A 17791-nucleotide genomic window follows, 5' to 3' on the forward strand; every position below is an offset into this window, starting at 1 on the left:
TGGCTGCCTGCCGGGTTGGCGGAATGGTCTCGCCCCCGCCGCCCCTACCCTTCCCGTCCCCAGGGGCTCCGCCCCTTCGACCCCACCTGGGGGCTGCGCCCCCTGGACCCCCGCGGGGCTGCGCCCCTGCACCCGCCTGGGGGCTGCGCCCCCAGACCCCGCTTCGGCCCTGAACGGGCCTCGTCCTCAAACGCCGGACGGGCTGCAAACCCAGGGCCGGCCTCGTGCGTGCGGTGGGTCCGGGCGGGGTGGTGGCCGTCGGGCAGGGTGTTCGTCTCGGGCCTACATTGGTCTCACGTCACCGTCGACCGCCCGGAGGGCGCCATGTCGGTCAGTCATACCCTCGAGGCCGATGTCCTGCGGCGGCAGGATCCTGAGCTGGCCGGGATTCTGCTGGGGGAGCTGGAGCGGCAGTCGACGACGTTGCAGCTGGTGGCGGCGGAGAACTTCACGTCGGCGGCGGTGCTGGCGGCGCTCGGGTCGCCGCTCGCCAACAAGTACGCGGAGGGGTATCCGGGCGCCCGGCACCACGGCGGGTGCGAGATCGTCGACGTCGCCGAGCGCCTCGCGGTGGAGCGGGCCAAGGCACTGTTCGGGGCCGCGCACGCCAACGTGCAGGCGCACTCGGGATCGTCGGCCGTGCTCGCCGCCTACGCCGCCCTGCTGCGGCCCGGTGACACCGTCCTCGCCCTCGGTCTGGCCCACGGCGGCCACCTCACCCACGGCTCGCCCGCCAACTTCTCCGGCCGCTGGTTCGACTTCGTCGGGTACGGGGTGGACGCGGAGACCGGGCTCATCGATCGGGAACAGGTGCGCACCCTCGCCCGCACGCACCGGCCCAAGGCGATCGTGTGCGGGTCCATCGCCTACCCGCGCCACATCGACTACGCCTTCTTCCGCGAGGTCGCCGACGAGGTCGGGGCCTATCTCATCGCCGACGCCGCGCACCCCATCGGGCTCGTCGCCGGGAACGCGGCGCCCAGCCCGGTGCCGTACGCCGACATCGTGTGCGCCACCACCCACAAGGTGCTGCGCGGCCCGCGCGGCGGGATGCTTTTGTGCGGCGCGGAACTGGCCGAGCGCGTCGACCGGGCCGTGTTCCCCTTCACCCAGGGCGGTGCCCAGATGCACACCATCGCCGCCAAGGCCGTCGCGTTCGGCGAGGCGGCGACGGAGGCCTTCGCCGCGTACGCCCACCAGGTCGTCGCCAACGCGCGGGTGCTGGCCGCCGGGCTCGCCGCCGAGGGCCTCGTCGTGACCACCGGCGGCACCGACACCCACCTGATCACCGCCGACCCGGGCCCGCTCGGCGTCGACGGGCGCACCGCGCGGGGCCGGCTCGCCGCCGCCGGGATGGTCCTGGACTGCTGCGTGCTGCCGCACGGCGACGCACGCGGCCTGCGCCTGGGCACAGCCGCGGTGACCACACAGGGGATGGGCGAGCTGGAGATGGCACGGATCGCGAAGCTGGTCGCCGGGGTGCTGCGAGGTGAGACGGATCCCACGGCGGCCCGGGACGAGGTGCGCGGACTGGCGGGCACGTTTCCCCCGTATCCGGGCAGTATCCCCGCCGAACGCGGGTAGGCGCACCCGGGTGGACACCGATGTGCGCCAGGCACACAGCCACCCGTGCAACCATCGTCGCTACCCGTCAGTCCCCACTGTTATGCGCACCTCGCTAGGGTGTGGGGCTGAGATGGCCAGCGAGACATGTGGGGTTGCCCGTGCGTGAATACCTGCTGACGCTCTGCATCACGGCCGCGGTGACGTACCTGCTGACAGGGCCGGTACGGAAGTTCGCGATCGTGGCCGGAGCGATGCCGGAGATCAGGGCCCGTGACGTACACCGGGAACCCACTCCGCGGCTCGGCGGGATCGCGATGTTCTTCGGACTGTGCGCGGGCCTGCTGGTCGCCGACCACCTGACGAACCTGAACGAGGTGTTCGCGAAGTCGAACGAGCCGCGGGCGCTGCTCTCCGGGGCGGCCCTGATCTGGCTGATCGGTGTCCTGGACGACAAGTTCGAGATCGACGCCCTGATCAAGCTGGGCGGTCAGATGATCGCCGCCGGTGTGATGGTCATGCAGGGTCTGACGATCCTGTGGCTGCCCATCCCCGGCGTCGGCAACGTGGCGCTGACCCAGTGGCAGGGCACGCTGCTGACGGTGGCGCTGGTCGTCATCACGATCAACGCGGTCAACTTCGTCGACGGCCTCGACGGCCTCGCCTCCGGCATGGTGTGCATCGCCGCCGGCGCGTTCTTCCTGTACGCCTACCGGATCTGGTACTCGTACGGCATCGAGGCCGCCGCCCCGGGCACCCTGTTCTCGGCGATCCTGATGGGCATGTGCCTGGGCTTCCTGCCGCACAACATGCACCCGGCGCGGATCTTCATGGGCGACTCCGGCTCGATGCTGATCGGGCTGGTGCTCGCCGCGGGCGCCATCTCCATCACCGGGCAGGTCGACCCGGACGCGCTGCGGCTGTTCTTCAAGGGCAGCGAGCGGCAGACCGTGCAGGCCACCGTGCCCGTCTACATCCCGCTGCTGCTGCCGCTGACCATCATCGCGGTGCCGGCCGCCGACCTGGTGCTGGCGATCGTGCGCCGCACCTGGCGCGGCCAGTCGCCGTTCGCCGCCGACCGCGGCCACCTGCACCACCGGCTCCTGGAGATCGGCCACTCGCACAGCCGGGCCGTGCTGATCATGTACTTCTGGTCGGCGCTGATCGCCTTCGGCGCGCTGGCCTACTCCGTGAACTCCGCCTCGATGTGGATCGTGCTCGGCGTGGTCTTCCTCAGCGCGATCGGCCTCGTACTGCTCCTGCTGCCGCGCTTCACCCCGCGTACCCCGCGCTGGGCCGAGCACTTGGTGCCGCCGCGCTACCGGCGCCGCCGGGCGGCCTCAACGCATGAGCACTCGCTGGCCGTTGAGATCGCCGAGGAGGCCCGGGCGGAGTCTCACGAGGTCTCCGAGGAGCCCGCTCCGGTGACCGCCGGAGCCACCCGGGTCAACGGTGCGACCGCCATCGGAGCCCGTTCCCGCTTCCATGTCGGCGACGGCTCAAGGTAAGAATCTGACTAGAGCATTGCCAAGTCGTGGGGGAGCAAAGCCCCCTAATACCAGACAAGTGGGCCCGGTTTTTGCGCAGACGTGCACGGTCACTCTCATGTGTGACAGCAAGCACACCTAGCAGGTAAAGACCTCATCAAATAGTTTGTGATACGGTTCACGAGAACCCCGGATAGAGACGAAGGGCCGCAGTGCGACGGTCCAGGGCCGTGAGGTCTCCAGCACTCAGACCGGGACTACGCTCGTCCATGACGACACCCTGCCCCCTGTGAAAGCGGAGTTGCCGCCATGCCGTCCAATGACGTCCGGATCCTGGCCCAGGCCACCGTACCCACGGTTGCCGTCGGTGCGATCGCCGCCGTTGTCAGCGGTGTGGTCGCCGGCGGCGAAGGGGCGATCGGGGCGGTCGTCGCGACGGTTGTGGTGATCCTCTTCATGGGGATCGGGCTCTATGTTCTGCAGCGCACGGCCAAATCGCTTCCGCATCTGTTCCAGATGATGGGCCTGATGCTCTACGCGGCCCAGCTGCTGCTGATGTTCGTCTTCCTCTCCATCTTCAAGAACACGACGCTGTTCAGCCCCCGGGCCTTCGCCATCGTGCTCGTGGTCGCCACCCTGACGTGGATCGCCGCGCAGACGCGTGCCCACATGAAGGCCAAGATCCTCTACGTCGAGCCCGACCCGAGTGCCTCCGCGAAGGGTGACAAGCCCGAGAAGTCGGGGCACTCGTCGTGAGAGGTAGGCCCGGGATAAAGGCGCACGAGAGATCCTGCTATCGTCCGGTGCCAACTGCGGCATCGCGGGCGCGGGCATCCGAGCTGACGCCTGCTCAATCGCGAGGCGAGATGCCCCCCAGCCGCCCCCACATCCGTAACACCAGTCCCGTGCCGAACCGCGGCCCAGCGTCGCGCCGACACAACGAGGTTGCCGTACCTATGCGCCACGATGAAGGAGCCCGCGGTGAGTGCTGACCCGACGCAGACGCTCGCTTTCGACACGAGCTGCCACCTGTTCGACGGGTGCGGCTTCCCGGCTCCGGGCCTGCACTCGTTCCTGTTCAAGCCGCTCTGGGGCGACGCGGACAGCAACGTGTACTTCAACAAGACGATGCTGCTGGCGCTGCTCGGGTCGATCATCATCGTCGGCTTCTTCTGGGCCGCCTTCGCCCGTCCGAAGGTCGTTCCGGGCAAGCTCCAGATGGTCGCCGAGGCCGGCTACGACTTCGTGCGGCGGGGTGTCGTCTACGAGACCATCGGCAAGAAGGAAGGCGAGAAGTACGTCCCGCTCGTCGTCTCGCTGTTCTTCTTCGTGTGGATGATGAACCTCTGGTCGATCATCCCGGTGGCGGCCTTCCCGGTCACGGCGATCATCTCGTACCCCGCCGTCCTGGCCGGAATCGTCTACCTCCTCTGGGTCTCGCTGACCTTCAAGCGGCACGGCTTCGTCGGCGCCTTCAAGAACTTCACCGGCTACGACAAGACGCTCGGCCCGGTGCTCCCGCTGTCGATGACGATCGAGTTCTTCTCGAACCTGCTCGTGCGGCCCTTCACCCACGCCGTGCGACTCTTCGCGAACATGTTCGCCGGTCACACCCTGCTGCTGCTCTTCACGATCGCCAGCTGGTACATGCTGAACGGCATCGGCATCGCCTACTCCGGTGTCTCGTTCGTGATGGTCATCGTGATGACCGCCTTCGAGCTCTTCATCCAGGCTGTCCAGGCGTACGTCTTCGTACTGCTGACCTGCAGCTACATCCAGGGCGCGCTCGCCGAGCACCACTGAGCACCCCGACCACCCACCCAGACATCCGGTGGCCAACCCCCACCGGTCCTTGAAAGAGAAGGAAGAACCGGCATGTCCGCTCTTGCGCAGGCCACCCTCGCCGCCACCCAGATCAAGGGCAACCTCGGCTCCATCGGTTACGGCCTCGCCGCGATCGGCCCGGGCGTCGGCGTCGGCATCATCTTCGGTAACGGCACCCAGGCCCTCGCCCGCCAGCCCGAGGCGGCCGGCCTGATCCGCGCCAACCAGATCCTCGGCTTCGCCTTCTGTGAGGCGCTCGCCCTGATCGGTCTGGTCATGCCGTTCGTCTACCCGGCCTCCTGACCCGACCGACGCGCACCAATAGACGAAAGGCACTGATATGAGCCCCCTGGTTCAGCTGGCGGCGGAGGAGGCCGAAAACCCCCTCATCCCGCCGATCCCAGAGCTCGTCATCGGCCTGATCGCCTTCGTCATCGTCTTCGGCTTCCTCGCCAAGAAGCTCCTTCCGAACATCAACAAGGTTCTGGAGCAGCGCCGCGAGGCGATCGAGGGCGGTATCGAGAAGGCCGAGGCCGCGCAGACCGAGGCCCAGAGCGTCCTCGAGCAGTACAAGGCCCAGCTCGCGGAGGCCCGTCACGAGGCTGCGCGCCTGCGCCAGGAAGCTCAGGAGCAGGGCGCCACGCTCATCGCCGAGATGCGCGCGGAAGGCCAGCGGCAGCGTGAGGAGATCATCGCCGCCGGTCACGCCCAGATCGAGGCCGACCGCAAGGCCGCCTCGTCCGCGCTCCGCCAGGACGTCGGCAAGCTCGCCACCGAACTGGCCGGCAAGCTCGTCGGCGAGTCCCTCGAGGACCACGCCCGTCAGAGCCGTGTGATCGACCGCTTCCTCGACGAGCTCGAGGAGAAGGCAGAGGCGACTCGATGACAGCGCACGGAGCGAGCCGCGAGGCACTCGCCGCCGCCCGGGAGCGTCTCGACGCACTGACGGACGCCACGTCCGTGGACGCGACGCAGCTGGCCGACCAGCTGGCCGCCGTCACGGCGCTGCTCGACCGCGAGGTCGGTCTGCGCCGGGTCCTGACCGACCCGGCGCAGACCGGTGAGGCGAAGGCCACCCTGGTCCAGCGCCTGATCGGCGGCCAGGTCAGCGGCGCCACCGCCGACCTGGTGTCCGGCCTGGTGCGCTCCCGCTGGTCGCAGCCCCGCGACCTGGTGGACGCGCTGGAGGAGCTGGCGAGCATCGCCGACCTCACCGCCGCACAGCAGGTGGGCACGCTCGACGACGTCGAGGACGAGCTCTTCCGGTTCGGCCGGATCGTCACCTCGAACACCGAGCTGCGCGCCGCGCTGACCGACCGCAAGGCCACCACCTCCGCCAAGGTGGAGCTGCTGCACCGGCTGCTCGGCGGCCGGGCCAAGGCGACCACCGAGCGTCTGGTGACGCGCCTTGTGAGCGCGCCGCGGGGACGTAGCCTGGAGGCGGGACTCGAGTCCCTGTCCAAGCTCGCCGCCGAGCGCCGGGACCGTGCGGTGGCCGTGGTCACCTCGGCCGTGCCGCTGAGCGACCCGCAGAAGCAGCGCCTGGGCGCCGCCCTCGCGAAGCTCTACGGCCGCCGGATGCACCTCAACCTGGACGTCGACCCCGAGGTCGTCGGCGGGATCCGGGTGCAGGTCGGTGACGAGGTCATCAACGGCTCCCTCGCGGACCGGCTGGAGGACGCCGCCCGCCGCATGGCGAGCTAGCCGCAACTCAACAGCAAGACGTACACGACGGCCCTGGTTGGGCCGTGCAGAGGATTCACCTCTTATTGGGGGGAGTCCCCCAACCCCCCAAGTGAAACTTCGGGCCCAACAAGGAGAGCAGGGAACCCAGATGGCGGAGCTCACGATCCGGCCGGAGGAGATCCGGGACGCACTGGAGAACTTCGTCCAGTCGTACCAGCCGGACGCGGCCTCGCGCGAGGAGGTCGGCACGGTCACCTTTGCCGGCGACGGCATCGCCAAGGTGGAGGGTCTTCCCTCCGCCATGGCCAACGAGCTGCTGAAGTTCGAGGACGGCACCCTCGGCCTCGCCCTCAACCTCGAGGAGCGCGAGATCGGTGCCATCGTCCTCGGCGAGTTCAGCGGTATCGAGGAGGGGCAGCCGGTCACCCGTACCGGTGAGGTCCTCTCCGTCGGAGTGGGCGAGGGCTACCTCGGCCGCGTCGTCGACCCGCTCGGCAACCCGATCGACGGCCTCGGCGAGATCGAGACGTCCGGCCGCCGCGCCCTCGAGCTGCAGGCCCCCACGGTCATGCAGCGCAAGTCGGTGCACGAGCCGATGGAGACCGGCTACAAGGCCGTCGACGCGATGACCCCGATCGGCCGTGGTCAGCGTCAGCTGATCATCGGTGACCGCCAGACCGGCAAGACCGCCCTGGCCATCGACACGATCATCAACCAGCGCGACAACTGGCGCTCGGGCGACCCGAAGAAGCAGGTCCGCTGCATCTACGTCGCCATCGGCCAGAAGGGCTCCACCATCGCCGGCGTCCGCCGCGCGCTGGAGGAGAACCAGGCGCTGGAGTACACGACCATCGTCGCCGCCCCGGCGTCCGACCCGGCCGGCTTCAAGTACCTGGCGCCGTACACCGGTTCGGCCATCGGTCAGCAGTGGATGTACGAGGGCAAGCACGTCCTCATCATCTTCGACGACCTGTCGAAGCAGGCCGACGCCTACCGCGCCGTGTCCCTGCTGCTGCGCCGCCCGCCGGGCCGTGAGGCCTACCCGGGTGACGTCTTCTACCTGCACTCCCGGCTGCTCGAGCGCTGCGCCAAGCTCTCCGACGACATGGGTGCCGGCTCGATGACCGGTCTGCCGATCGTCGAGACCAAGGCCAACGACGTCTCGGCGTTCATCCCGACCAACGTCATCTCCATCACCGACGGCCAGTGCTTCCTGGAGTCCGACCTGTTCAACGCCGGTCAGCGTCCGGCCCTGAACGTCGGTATCTCGGTCTCCCGAGTCGGTGGCTCCGCCCAGCACAAGGCGATGCGCCAGGTCTCCGGCCGTCTCCGCGTGGACCTCGCCCAGTTCCGTGAGCTGGAGGCGTTCGCCGCCTTCGGGTCCGACCTGGACGCCGCGTCGAAGGCGCAGCTGGAGCGCGGTCAGCGCATGGTCGAGCTGCTGAAGCAGGCCCAGTACGAGCCGATGGCCACCGAGGACCAGGTCGTCTCCGTGTGGGCCGGCACCACCGGCAAGATGGACGACGTCCCGGTCGCCGACATCCGCCGCTTCGAGCGTGAACTCCTCGACTACCTGCACCGCAAGGAGCAGGGTCTGATGACCTCCATCAAGGAGGGCGCCAAGATGTCCGACGACACCCTGACGGCCGTCGCGGACGCGATCGCGGAGTTCAAGAAGCAGTTCGAGACTTCGGACGGCAAGCTGCTCGGCGAGGACGCCCCGGCCGCTTCCGGCAAGTGACGACGGAAGGGACCTGACTCATGGGAGCCCAGCTCCGGGTCTACAAGCGTCGCATCCGATCCGTCTCCGCGACCAAGAAGATCACGAAGGCGATGGAGATGATCGCCGCCTCGCGCGTCGTCAAGGCGCAGCGCAAGGTGGCGGCCTCCACGCCGTACGCGACCGAGCTCACCCGAGCGGTCACGGCGGTCGGTACCGGTTCGAACACCAAGCACCCGCTCACCACGGAGACGGAGAACCCGACCCGTGCCGCGGTCCTGCTCCTCACGAGCGACCGCGGTCTGGCCGGCGCCTTCAACTCCAACGCCATCAAGGCGGCGGAGAAGCTGACCGAGCGCCTGGAGCGCGAGGGCAAGGAGGTCGACACGTACATCGTCGGCCGCCGCGGTGTCGCCCACTACAACTTCCGCGAGCGCAAGATCGCGGAGTCGTGGACCGGCTTCACCGACGAGCCCTCGTACGCGGACGCCAAGAAGGTCGCGGCGCCGCTGATCGAGGCGATCGAGACGGAGACGGCGGACGGCGGCGTGGACGAACTCCACATCGTCTACACCGAGTTCGTCTCGATGATGACGCAGACGGCGCTCGACGCCCGGCTGCTGCCGCTGCGCCTCGAAGAGGTGGCGGAGGAGAAGCCGCAGGGCGAGATCCTTCCGCTGTACGACTTCGAGCCGTCGGCCGAGGACGTCCTCGACGCACTGCTGCCGCGGTACGTCGAGAGCCGTATCTACAACGCGCTGCTCCAGTCGGCCGCCTCCAAGCACGCCGCCACGCGGCGCGCGATGAAGTCGGCGACGGACAACGCCGGTGAGCTCATCGAGACGCTCACCCGGCTTGCCAACCAGGCCCGCCAGGCCGAAATCACCCAGGAAATCAGCGAGATCGTCGGTGGCGCGAGCGCTCTCGCCGACGCGACCGCGGGGAGTGACCGCTAATGACCACCACTGTTGAGACCGCGACGGCCACGGGCCGCGTCGCCCGGGTCATCGGCCCGGTCGTCGACGTGGAGTTCCCCGTCGACGCGATGCCGGAGATCTACAACGCCCTGCACGTCGAGGTCGCCGACCCGGCGAACGCGGGCGTGAAGAAGACGCTGACCCTGGAGGTCGCCCAGCACCTGGGTGACGGCCTGGTCCGCGCGATCTCCATGCAGCCCACCGACGGCCTGGTCCGCCAGGCCCCGGTGACCGACACCGGCGAGGGCATCACCGTCCCCGTCGGCGACTTCACCAAGGGCAAGGTGTTCAACACCCTCGGTGAGGTGCTGAACGTCGACGAGTCCTACGACGGCGAGCGCTGGTCGATCCACCGCAAGGCCCCCGCGTTCGACCAGCTCGAGTCGAAGACCGAGATGTTCGAGACCGGCCTGAAGGTCGTCGACCTGCTGACCCCGTACGTCAAGGGCGGCAAGATCGGTCTGTTCGGTGGTGCCGGTGTCGGCAAGACCGTGCTGATCCAGGAAATGATCATGCGTGTCGCCAACCTCCACGAGGGCGTCTCCGTCTTCGCGGGCGTCGGCGAGCGCACCCGTGAGGGCAACGACCTCATCCAGGAGATGGAGGAGTCCGGCGTCCTCGACAAGACCGCGCTGGTCTTCGGTCAGATGGACGAGCCCCCGGGCACCCGTCTGCGTGTCGCCCTGGCCGGTCTGACGATGGCGGAGTACTTCCGCGACGTCCAGAAGCAGGACGTGCTGTTCTTCATCGACAACATCTTCCGCTTCACCCAGGCCGGTTCCGAGGTCTCCACGCTGCTCGGCCGTATGCCCTCCGCGGTGGGTTACCAGCCGAACCTGGCGGACGAGATGGGTCAGCTCCAGGAGCGCATCACCTCGACCCGCGGTCACTCGATCACCTCGATGCAGGCGATCTACGTCCCCGCGGACGACCTGACCGACCCGGCGCCGGCCACCACCTTCGCCCACCTCGACGCGACGACGGTGCTCTCCCGTCCGATCTCGGAGAAGGGCATCTACCCGGCCGTGGACCCGCTGGACTCCACGTCCCGGATCCTGGACCCGCGCTACATCGCGCAGGACCACTACAACGCGGCCATGCGCGTGAAGACGATCCTGCAGAAGTACAAGGACCTGCAGGACATCATCGCGATCCTCGGTATCGACGAGCTCGGCGAGGAGGACAAGCTCGTCGTCCACCGTGCCCGTCGTGTGGAGCGCTTCCTGTCCCAGAACACCCACGCCGCCAAGCAGTTCACCGGCGTGGACGGCTCGGACGTCCCGCTGGACGAGTCGATCGCCGCGTTCAACGCGATCTGCGACGGTGAGTACGACCACTTCCCCGAGCAGGCGTTCTTCATGTGCGGTGGTCTCGAGGACCTGCGCAAGAACGCGAAGGAGCTGGGCGTCTCCTGAGCCCCGAGCTCGCTGTGAGAGGGGCGGGGGCGCACCCTGCGGGGTGTGGTCCTGCCCCTCTCGCCACGCCTATTAGAATTGACCCCAACACCCGGCACAACCGCCGGGTGGTGACCCGAGGAGCCTCCCATGGCTGCTGAGCTGCACGTCGAGCTGGTCGCCGCCGACCGCCAGGTCTGGTCCGGCGGGGCCACCCTGGTCGTCGCGCGCACCACGTCCGGCGACATCGGCGTCATGCCCGGTCACCAGCCGCTGCTCGGTGTGCTGGAGTCGGGCCCGGTGACCATCCGTACGAGTGATGGTGGAACGGTCGTCGCCGCGGTGCACGGCGGTTTCATCTCGTTCGCCGACAACAAGCTGTCCCTGCTGGCCGAGACCGCCGAACTGTCGGACGAGATCGATGTCCAGCGCGAGGAGCGCGAGCTCGAGCGCGCCAAGGCGGAGGGTGACGCCACCGCCGAGCGCCGGGCGGACGTCCGACTGCGGGCGGCGACGGCTCGCTGAACCAGCAAGCTGTGCGATGACGTGACTCAGCCGCGGCTGGAACCGGAGCGATCCGGTGCCGGCCGCGGCTGAGGTGAATATGGGTGTTTTTTACGTTCCGTTACCTAGGAGACGAGGAGGTCGGTGCCGGTGGTCCTCGCTCTGACTGTGTGCGGGATCGTGGTCGCGCTCGTGGTGGTGGGACTGTTCCTGTTCGGTCTGCGCCGCAGGCTGATCCAGCGCTCCGGTGGGACCTTCGACTGCTCCCTGCGCTGGGACCTGCCGGAGAAACCCGACACGGGCGGCAAGGGCTGGAGCTACGGTGTCGCCCGCTACAACGGTGACCGCATCGAGTGGTACCGGGTCTTCTCCTACGCCTACCGCCCGCGCCGTGTCCTGGAGCGGGCGCAGATCGAGGTCGCCGGCCGCCGTCTCCCCGAGGGCGAGGAGGAGCTGGCCCTGCTCTCCGACGCCGTCGTCCTCGCCTGCACGCACCGGGGCACGCGCCTGGAACTCGCCATGAGCGAGGACGCGCTGACCGGTTTCCTCGCGTGGCTGGAGGCAGCCCCGCCCGGACAGCGCGTCAACGTCGCCTGAACTCTGAAAAGGCTTACGACAGACCGCTGTTGATGGCGCTCACCAGCTCGCCGCCCGCGGTGTCACCGCTGAACTCCCAGAAGAACGCGCCGCCCAGCCCCTGGGACTTGGCCCACGCCATCTTCGTACCGATGGTGGCCGGGGTGTCGTAGGACCACCAGTTGCTTCCGCAGTGGGCGTACGCCGTGCCCGCGACGGTGCCGGTGACCGGGCAGGACGTCTTGAGCACCTTGTAGTCCTCGATGCCCTGCTCGTACGTACCCGCCGCCGGGCCCGTGGCCGTGCCTCCCGGGGCGTCCTGGGTGACTCCGGTCCAGCCGCGCCCGTAGAAGCCGATGCCGATCAGCAGCTTGCTCGCGGGCACGCCCTTGGACTTGTACTTGGCGATCGCGTCGGCCGTGGTGAAGCCGGCCTTCGGGATGCCGCTGTACGAGGTGAGCGGGGAGTGCGGGGCGGTGGGGCCCTGCGCGTCCCAGGCGCCGAAGAAGTCGTACGTCATCACGTTGTACCAGTCGACGGAGGCCGAGGCACCCGCGTAGTCGGCCGCGTCGATCTTTCCGCCGGAGGAGCCGTCGGCCGTGACCGCCGCAGTGACCAGGTTCTTCGAGCCGAACTTGGCGCGCAGCGCGGCCATCAGGTTCTTGTAGGCCGCCGCCCCGCTGGTGTCGCAGCTCAGGCCGCAGGCGTTCGGGTACTCCCAGTCGATGTCGATGCCGTCGAAGACGTCGGCCCAGCGCGGGTCCTCGACCAGGTCGTAACAGGACTGCGCGAAGGCGGCCGGGTTCTTCGCGGCGTCCGCGAAACCGCCGGACCAGGTCCAACCGCCGAAGGACCACAGCACCTTGAGGTTCGGGTACTTGACCTTCAGCTCGCGGAGCTGGTTGAAGTTGCCGCGCAGCGGCTGGTCCCAGGTGTCGGCGACGCCGCTGACGGACTGGTCGGCGGTGAAGGCCTTGTCGTAGTCGGCGTAGGAGTCGCCGATCGCGCACTTGCCGCCGGTGACGTTGCCGAAGGCGTAGTTGATGTGCGTGATCCTGGCGGCGGAGCCGGACGTCACCAGGTTCTTGACGTTGTAGTTGCGGCCGTAGATGCCCCACTCGGTGAAGTACCCGAGCTTGACCTTGCTGCCGCCGGTGGGCGGGGGAGTGGTGCCGCCGGTGGTGTGCACGGCGACCGCGCCGCTGACCGGGCCGGTCTGGTCGGCGGTGTCGCGGGCCTGGACGGTGTAGGAGTAGTCGGTGCCGGCGCTCAGGCCGGTGTCGGTGTACGAGGTGGTCGTCACCGTGGCGACCTTCGTCCCGTCGCGCAGGACGTCGTAGTTCTTGACGCCCTTGTCGTCGGTGGCCGCGCTCCAGCCGAGCTTCACCGAGGTGTCGGTGATGTTCGAGGCGGTCGGGGTGCCGGGCGCGGAGGGGGCCGCGTCGCCGGGAACCGTCGTGCCGTCACAACTGTCGCCGTTCAGCTTGCAGTCGGACGGGGAGCCGGAGCCCGCGCCGTTGAAGCCGAAGGAGACGGAGGCGCCGGGGGCGAGGGTGCCGTTGTAGGACTTGTTCTTCGCGGTCCAGTGGGTGCCGGAGGACGTGACGTCGGCGTCCCAGGCGGAGGTGACCGAGGTGCCGGAGGGGAAGTCCCACTCGACGGTCCAGGAACTGATGGCCGTGCTGCCGGTGTTCTTCACCGTCCACTTGCCCTCGAAGCCGGTGCCCCAGTCCTGCGTCTTGGCGTAGGTGGCGGTGGCGGTCGTCGCGGCCTGGGCGGGACCGGCGAGGCCGACCAGTCCTGCCACCGGCAGGAGCAAGGTCGCGAACCCTGCCACGGCTCTGTGTCCGAAGCGCATGCTGCGCCTCCTCTGTGGGGATGTCAGGGGCATGACTGAGCCTTCATGCCCACGGTGCCGCGAGAATAGAAAGGTCTGGACCATCGGTCAATAGGTCTGGACCACTTGCCGTTCCGTTCCCGGCGAGACGCTAGATCCCCAACTCCTGAGCCAGAACGGCCGCTTGCACCCGGCTGCGCAGCTCCAGCTTCCCCAGCAACCGGCTCACATGGGTCTTCACGGTGCCCTCGGCCATCTCCAGCCGCCCCGCGATCTGGGCGTTCGACAGCCCCTCACCGATGCACGCCAGCACCTCGCGCTCCCGGCGCGTCAACGCCTCCAGCACCGTCGGATCGGCGGACGGCTGCCGCACCGGCCGGGCGGCGAACTCGGCGATCAGCCGCCGGGTGACCGCCGGGGCGACGATCCCCTCCCCGCGCGCCACCGTCCGCACGGCCTCCAGCAGGTCCCCCGCCTCCGCGTTCTTCAGCAGGAAGCCGGCCGCCCCGGCCCGCAGCGCCCCGAAGACGTACTCGTCGAGGTCGAAGGTGGTCAGCACGAGGACGTCCGCGAGCCCCTCCGCGACCACCTCCCGGGTCGCCGACACCCCGTCGAGCCGGGGCATCTGCACGTCCATCAGCACCAGGTCCGGCCGGAGCTCCCGGGCCAGGGCCACCGCCCGCAGGCCGTCCGCCGCCTCCCCGACCACCTCGATGTCGGGCGCGGTGCCCAGGATGAGCACCAGCCCGGAGCGGACGGCCGACTGGTCCTCGGCGACCAGGACGCGGATCACTCGGGATCTCCTTCGGTCACGGGAAGGGTGGCGCGTACGGTCCACAGCGCGCCGTCGGGCCCGGCGTCGAAACTGCCCCCCAGGAGCGTGGCCCTCTCCCGCATCCCGACCAGGCCGGTGCCGGAGCCGGGGGCGCGGGGCCTGTCGCCGTCGGCGCACGGGCTGGTCACGCGTACCTCCAGGGCGTTGTCGGCCTGCTCGAGGACCACGTGCACGCTGCCCCGCGCGGCATGCTTGAGCGCGTTGGTCAGCGACTCCTGCACGATCCGGTAGGCGGCCAGCCCGACCGGGGCGGGCACCCGGCCGGGGTCGGCGTCCAGCCGGACGTCGAGGCCGTTCGCCCGCGCGCCGTCGACCAGGGCGGTGAGGCCGTCCAGGGTGGGGACCGCGGCCGGCGCGTCGTCCCGCTCGCGGAGGATGTCGATCAGCCGCCGCATCTCGGCGAGCCCCGCCACGCTGTTCTCGCGGATGACGGACAGGGCCTTGTTCGAGGTGTCCGGGTCGTCGAGGGACAGCGCGGCCGTGGAGTGGATGGCGATCGCCGACAGATGGCCCGCCACCAGGTCGTGCAGCTCCCGGGCCATCCGCGCCCGCTCGGCGGTGACCGCCTGGACGCGGTCCATCTCGGCGAGCAGTGCGGTCTGCTCGGCGCGCAGCCGGGCGGCCTCGGCGGCTTCGCGATGATTGCGCACGACCCAGCCGGTCTCGGCGGGGGCGAGCGCCACGACCCCGACGGCGACGCCGATCAGCAGCCCCTGCGGATCACGCCACAGCGCGGCCGGCACCACCCCGCCGATCACCGTGAGCAGACCGGTGATCCACGGGATGCGGCGGGCGGAGGCGGGGCTGCCGTACAGGACGGCCGCGTACACCAGGTCCGTGTAGAGCACGACCGTGACGATGCTGCCCAGGGTCACCGTGTCGACGGTCAGCGCCACCGTGCCGACCAGGAGGCCGATCCGGGGCCGGGTGCGGCGCAGCGGCTCGCAGGCGGCGGTCACCACCAGCGGCACCAGAGCCGCCCACCGCTGGGGCCACAGCACGAGGCTGTCGGCGGCCACCCGCGGAAAGACGCCCAGCGCCCACAGCAGCAGCCCCCCGAACAGCCCGCCCACGGCGATGAGCACGTCATCGCGGTGCGGACGGGGGAGTCGTACGGGCATGGCCCCATCAAACACGGGCGAGGCGCGCCCCGTGTGCTCCTCCGGAAGGGTTCGGCGCTGCATCTTTCGATTACCGCGGATTCGTCAACGGCGACGACGACGGATGCGGCGGTCCGGGCGAGCCTGATGGGGTGAGCGAAGGGAGCGAGCCGTGATCGTCGCACTGGTCGTCGCCTGCGAGGTGGCCTTCTGGGTGCTGCTGGCCGCAGGGCTGGCGTTCCGCTACGTCTTCCGGATGCCCCGCGTGGGTCTCGCGCTGCTGCTGTGCGAACCGTTCCTGGAGGTCGTGCTGTTCGTCGCCACGGCGATCGACCTGAAGAACGGCGCCGAGCCCGACTGGCGGCACGGTCTGGCCGCCGTGTACATCGGCTTCACCGTCGGCCTCGGTCACTCCACGATCAAGTGGGCGGACGCCCGGGTCGCCCACCGTTTCGCGGACGGCCCGCCTCCCGCCCGGCCCCCGAAGTACGGCACGGCCCGCGCCGTCCACGAATGGAGGGTCGCGGGCCGCTGGATCCTCGCGGCCCTGGTCGCCATCGTCCTGCTGCAGGCCGCGGCCTGGTACGTGGGCGGCGACGGCGGGACAGGCTCACTACGGGAGTGGCAGCAGCGCATGCTCTGGGTGATCGGCATCAATGTGATCATCGCCGCGAGCTACACACTGTTCCCGAAGCGCGAGCCGACGCCCCGGCGCTGAGACCTCCAGCCATCCGAGGTGCGTACATTGGCGGCATGGACGACCCCGTATCCGAGAGGGCGGAATACGACACGCTGGAGGAAGCCGCCGACGCACAGCTCGCACGCAAGGCCGCGCGGACACTCCACGAGGAGGGTGACGCGCCGCGTGCCTCGCTCGCGGAGGTGCTGGCGGACATTCTCGGGTCGCCCGCCCCGGGCGCCACGTAGGCAAGCCCCGGGCTGACGACCGCTAACGCTCCCCGCCCGGCACCCACAGCACGTCCCCCGTCTCCTTGTTCGCCGTCCGCGCCAGGATGAACAGCAGGTCGGACAGGCGGTTGAGGTAGGTGGCGGTGAGCGGGTTCATCGCCTCGCCGTGGGCCTCCAGGGCGGCCCAGGTGGAGCGCTCGGCCCGGCGGACGACCGTGCACGCCTGGTGCAGCAGGGCCGCGCCCGGGGTGCCGCCCGGGAGGATGAACGACCGGAGCTTCTCCAACTCCTCGTTGAAGCGGTCGCAGTCCGCCTCCAGCCGGTCGATGTAGAACTGCTCGACCCGCAGCGGCGGAAACTCGGGGTTCTCCACCACCGGCGTCGACAGGTCCGCGCCCACGTCGAACAGGTCGTTCTGGACGCGGGTGAGGACCTTGACAAGTGCGTCGCTCAGGCCGCCGAGCGCGATCGCCGTGCCGATCACCGCGTTCGCCTCGTTGGCGTCCGCGTACGCGGAGATCCGCAGGTCGGTCTTGGCGACCCGGCTCATGTCGCCGAGGGCGGTCGTGCCCTGGTCGCCGGTCCTGGTGTAGATGCGCGTCAGATTGACCATGAGGCCAGCGTAATTACGCTCCGGACGTCCGGAAGACCCGTGTGCCCACCGTCACGGCCAGCGCGGCGAAACCGACGGCCACCAGGGCGCCGTACAGCATGTGCGCGGTGGCGTACGAACCCACGTAGGCGTCGCGCACCGCGTCCACCAGATAGCGGAACGGCATGAAGTGGGAGAGCACGTCCAGCCAGGCCGGTGCGAGGCTCATCGGCAGCATCAGACCGGACAGCAGCATGGACGGCATGGTCAGGGCGTTGACCGTCGGCCCGAACGTCTGCGGGGTGCGGACCTTCATCGCCAGCGCGTACGACAGCGACGCCAGCGAGATCGTCAGCAGCGCGACGAACGCGAAGCCGATGAGGACGCCGGGCAGCGGCGCGCGCAGGCCCATGATCATGGCGGCCAGTACCAGCAACACCGCCTGGAAGACGAAGACAGTGGCGTCCCGCAGCACGCGTCCCAGGAGCAGCGCCAGCCGGCTGACCGGGGTCACCCGCATCCGCTCCACCACACCCTGCCCGTTCTCGATGATGACCGAGAACCCCGCGAAGGCGGCCCCGAACAGGCCGAGCTGGAGCAGCAGCCCCGGCACCAGCACCTGCCAGGAGCTGCCCCGCGCGCCGAGCGGCAGATCGGTCAGCAGCGGGCCGAAGAACAACAGGTACAGCAGGGGCATCAGCACGCCGAAGAGCAGGGCGAAGCGGGACCGCAGGGACTGGCGGAGGTAGCGGCCGTAGATCAGCGCGGTGTCGTGGAGAAGCATCCT

19 protein-coding genes are annotated in these 17791 nt (G+C 69.5%); 14 read left to right on the forward strand and 5 right to left on the reverse strand.

The window, feature by feature from the left end:
- The first annotated feature begins 324 nt into the window (after nt 1-324).
- From glyA to ACFY0F_RS31870, 12 genes are all read left to right on the forward strand, one after another.
- Nucleotides 325-1584, forward strand: coding sequence for a serine hydroxymethyltransferase (glyA, locus tag ACFY0F_RS31815; protein ID WP_388801977.1), 1260 nt, complete (start codon nt 325-327; stop codon nt 1582-1584).
- 140 nt (nt 1585-1724) lie between these two features.
- Entirely contained in the window at nt 1725-3071 is a 1347-nt protein-coding gene (locus tag ACFY0F_RS31820; RefSeq protein WP_388801980.1) for an MraY family glycosyltransferase, read from the forward strand.
- 288 nt (nt 3072-3359) lie between these two features.
- Nucleotides 3360-3806 carry a hypothetical protein gene (locus tag ACFY0F_RS31825; RefSeq protein ID WP_388801983.1) on the forward strand — a complete coding sequence of 149 codons (447 nt, stop codon included), beginning with the start codon at nt 3360-3362 and terminating at the stop codon, nt 3804-3806.
- Between the two features lie 210 nt (nt 3807-4016).
- A complete protein-coding gene (gene atpB / locus ACFY0F_RS31830) occupies nt 4017-4853 on the forward strand; it encodes a F0F1 ATP synthase subunit A (RefSeq protein ID WP_388801986.1) in 837 nt (278 codons plus the stop codon).
- A gap of 72 nt (nt 4854-4925) precedes the next feature.
- Entirely contained in the window at nt 4926-5177 is a 252-nt protein-coding gene (locus tag ACFY0F_RS31835) for a F0F1 ATP synthase subunit C (protein WP_388801988.1), read from the forward strand.
- Between the two features lie 37 nt (nt 5178-5214).
- The gene (locus ACFY0F_RS31840; RefSeq protein WP_388801991.1) at nt 5215-5760 is read left to right on the forward strand and encodes a F0F1 ATP synthase subunit B; all 546 of its coding nucleotides are present in this window, start codon (nt 5215-5217) and stop codon (nt 5758-5760) included.
- On the forward strand, nt 5757-6578 hold the full coding sequence (locus ACFY0F_RS31845; RefSeq protein WP_388801994.1) for a F0F1 ATP synthase subunit delta: 822 nt from the start codon (nt 5757-5759) through the stop codon (nt 6576-6578). The genes ACFY0F_RS31840 and ACFY0F_RS31845 overlap by 4 nt, the downstream gene beginning before the upstream one ends.
- Nucleotides 6579-6708: 130 nt before the next feature.
- On the forward strand, nt 6709-8301 hold the full coding sequence (gene atpA, locus ACFY0F_RS31850) for a F0F1 ATP synthase subunit alpha (protein WP_388801997.1): 1593 nt from the start codon (nt 6709-6711) through the stop codon (nt 8299-8301).
- Between the two features lie 20 nt (nt 8302-8321).
- Nucleotides 8322-9236, forward strand: a complete 915-nt coding sequence (locus ACFY0F_RS31855) for a F0F1 ATP synthase subunit gamma (RefSeq protein WP_388802000.1) — start codon at nt 8322-8324, stop codon at nt 9234-9236.
- Nucleotides 9236-10672, forward strand: a complete 1437-nt coding sequence (gene atpD / locus ACFY0F_RS31860; protein WP_388802002.1) for a F0F1 ATP synthase subunit beta — start codon at nt 9236-9238, stop codon at nt 10670-10672. Before ACFY0F_RS31855 ends, atpD begins: the two co-directional genes overlap by 1 nt.
- Before the next feature lie 129 nt (nt 10673-10801).
- The gene (locus ACFY0F_RS31865; protein ID WP_388802004.1) at nt 10802-11176 is read left to right on the forward strand and encodes a F0F1 ATP synthase subunit epsilon; all 375 of its coding nucleotides are present in this window, start codon (nt 10802-10804) and stop codon (nt 11174-11176) included.
- A gap of 129 nt (nt 11177-11305) precedes the next feature.
- Entirely contained in the window at nt 11306-11752 is a 447-nt protein-coding gene (locus tag ACFY0F_RS31870) for a DUF2550 domain-containing protein (RefSeq protein WP_388802007.1), read from the forward strand.
- A 13-nt stretch (nt 11753-11765) separates the two neighbouring features.
- Here the strand turns inward: ACFY0F_RS31870 and ACFY0F_RS31875 are convergent, their stop codons facing one another.
- The 3 genes from ACFY0F_RS31875 to ACFY0F_RS31885 form a co-directional block, all read right to left on the reverse strand.
- Nucleotides 11766-13589 (reverse strand): glycosyl hydrolase family 18 protein, encoded by a 1824-nt coding sequence (locus tag ACFY0F_RS31875; protein ID WP_388802010.1) that lies wholly within the window; start codon nt 13587-13589, stop codon nt 11766-11768.
- Between the two features lie 130 nt (nt 13590-13719).
- Nucleotides 13720-14361, reverse strand: coding sequence for a response regulator (locus tag ACFY0F_RS31880; RefSeq protein ID WP_388802013.1), 642 nt, complete (start codon nt 14359-14361; stop codon nt 13720-13722).
- Nucleotides 14358-15524, reverse strand: coding sequence for a sensor histidine kinase (locus ACFY0F_RS31885; protein WP_388802016.1), 1167 nt, complete (start codon nt 15522-15524; stop codon nt 14358-14360). Before ACFY0F_RS31885 ends, ACFY0F_RS31880 begins: the two co-directional genes overlap by 4 nt.
- Nucleotides 15525-15675: 151 nt before the next feature.
- On the opposite strand from ACFY0F_RS31885, the gene ACFY0F_RS31890 reads away from it, so the two are divergent.
- Nucleotides 15676-16221 carry a hypothetical protein gene (locus tag ACFY0F_RS31890; protein WP_388802018.1) on the forward strand — a complete coding sequence of 182 codons (546 nt, stop codon included), beginning with the start codon at nt 15676-15678 and terminating at the stop codon, nt 16219-16221.
- 35 nt (nt 16222-16256) lie between these two features.
- Entirely contained in the window at nt 16257-16430 is a 174-nt protein-coding gene (locus tag ACFY0F_RS31895; RefSeq protein WP_388802020.1) for a hypothetical protein, read from the forward strand.
- 22 nt (nt 16431-16452) lie between these two features.
- Here the strand turns inward: ACFY0F_RS31895 and ACFY0F_RS31900 are convergent, their stop codons facing one another.
- Nucleotides 16453-17025: a cob(I)yrinic acid a,c-diamide adenosyltransferase gene (locus tag ACFY0F_RS31900; protein ID WP_388802023.1), complete on the reverse strand. Its 573-nt coding sequence runs from the start codon at nt 17023-17025 to the stop codon at nt 16453-16455.
- Nucleotides 17026-17038: 13 nt separating this feature from the next.
- Nucleotides 17039-17788 (reverse strand): ABC transporter permease, encoded by a 750-nt coding sequence (locus ACFY0F_RS31905; protein ID WP_388802026.1) that lies wholly within the window; start codon nt 17786-17788, stop codon nt 17039-17041.
- Nucleotides 17789-17791: the final 3 nt, after the last annotated feature.

It is taken from the genome of Streptomyces sp. NPDC001544, from assembly GCF_042894285.1.
Lineage (GTDB): Bacteria > Actinomycetota > Actinomycetes > Streptomycetales > Streptomycetaceae > Streptomyces.

Excerpts from the sequence above, each read along its gene's own strand:
- glyA (WP_388801977.1), top strand. The coding sequence starts at position 325 with ATGTCGGTCAGTCATACCCTCGAGGCCGATGTCCTGCGGCGGCAGGAT.
- ACFY0F_RS31825 (WP_388801983.1), top strand. The coding sequence starts at position 3,360 with ATGCCGTCCAATGACGTCCGGATCCTGGCCCAGGCCACCGTACCCACG.
- atpB (WP_388801986.1), top strand. The coding sequence starts at position 4,017 with ATGAAGGAGCCCGCGGTGAGTGCTGACCCGACGCAGACGCTCGCTTTC.
- ACFY0F_RS31835 (WP_388801988.1), top strand. The coding sequence starts at position 4,926 with ATGTCCGCTCTTGCGCAGGCCACCCTCGCCGCCACCCAGATCAAGGGC.
- ACFY0F_RS31840 (WP_388801991.1), top strand. The coding sequence starts at position 5,215 with ATGAGCCCCCTGGTTCAGCTGGCGGCGGAGGAGGCCGAAAACCCCCTC.
- ACFY0F_RS31845 (WP_388801994.1), top strand. The coding sequence starts at position 5,757 with ATGACAGCGCACGGAGCGAGCCGCGAGGCACTCGCCGCCGCCCGGGAG.
- atpA (WP_388801997.1), top strand. The coding sequence starts at position 6,709 with ATGGCGGAGCTCACGATCCGGCCGGAGGAGATCCGGGACGCACTGGAG.
- ACFY0F_RS31855 (WP_388802000.1), top strand. The coding sequence starts at position 8,322 with ATGGGAGCCCAGCTCCGGGTCTACAAGCGTCGCATCCGATCCGTCTCC.
- atpD (WP_388802002.1), top strand. The coding sequence starts at position 9,236 with ATGACCACCACTGTTGAGACCGCGACGGCCACGGGCCGCGTCGCCCGG.
- ACFY0F_RS31865 (WP_388802004.1), top strand. The coding sequence starts at position 10,802 with ATGGCTGCTGAGCTGCACGTCGAGCTGGTCGCCGCCGACCGCCAGGTC.
- ACFY0F_RS31875 (WP_388802010.1), bottom strand. The coding sequence starts at position 13,589 with ATGCGCTTCGGACACAGAGCCGTGGCAGGGTTCGCGACCTTGCTCCTG.
- ACFY0F_RS31885 (WP_388802016.1), bottom strand. The coding sequence starts at position 15,524 with ATGCCCGTACGACTCCCCCGTCCGCACCGCGATGACGTGCTCATCGCC.
- ACFY0F_RS31895 (WP_388802020.1), top strand. The coding sequence starts at position 16,257 with ATGGACGACCCCGTATCCGAGAGGGCGGAATACGACACGCTGGAGGAA.
- ACFY0F_RS31900 (WP_388802023.1), bottom strand. The coding sequence starts at position 17,025 with ATGGTCAATCTGACGCGCATCTACACCAGGACCGGCGACCAGGGCACG.
- ACFY0F_RS31905 (WP_388802026.1), bottom strand. The coding sequence starts at position 17,788 with ATGCTTCTCCACGACACCGCGCTGATCTACGGCCGCTACCTCCGCCAG.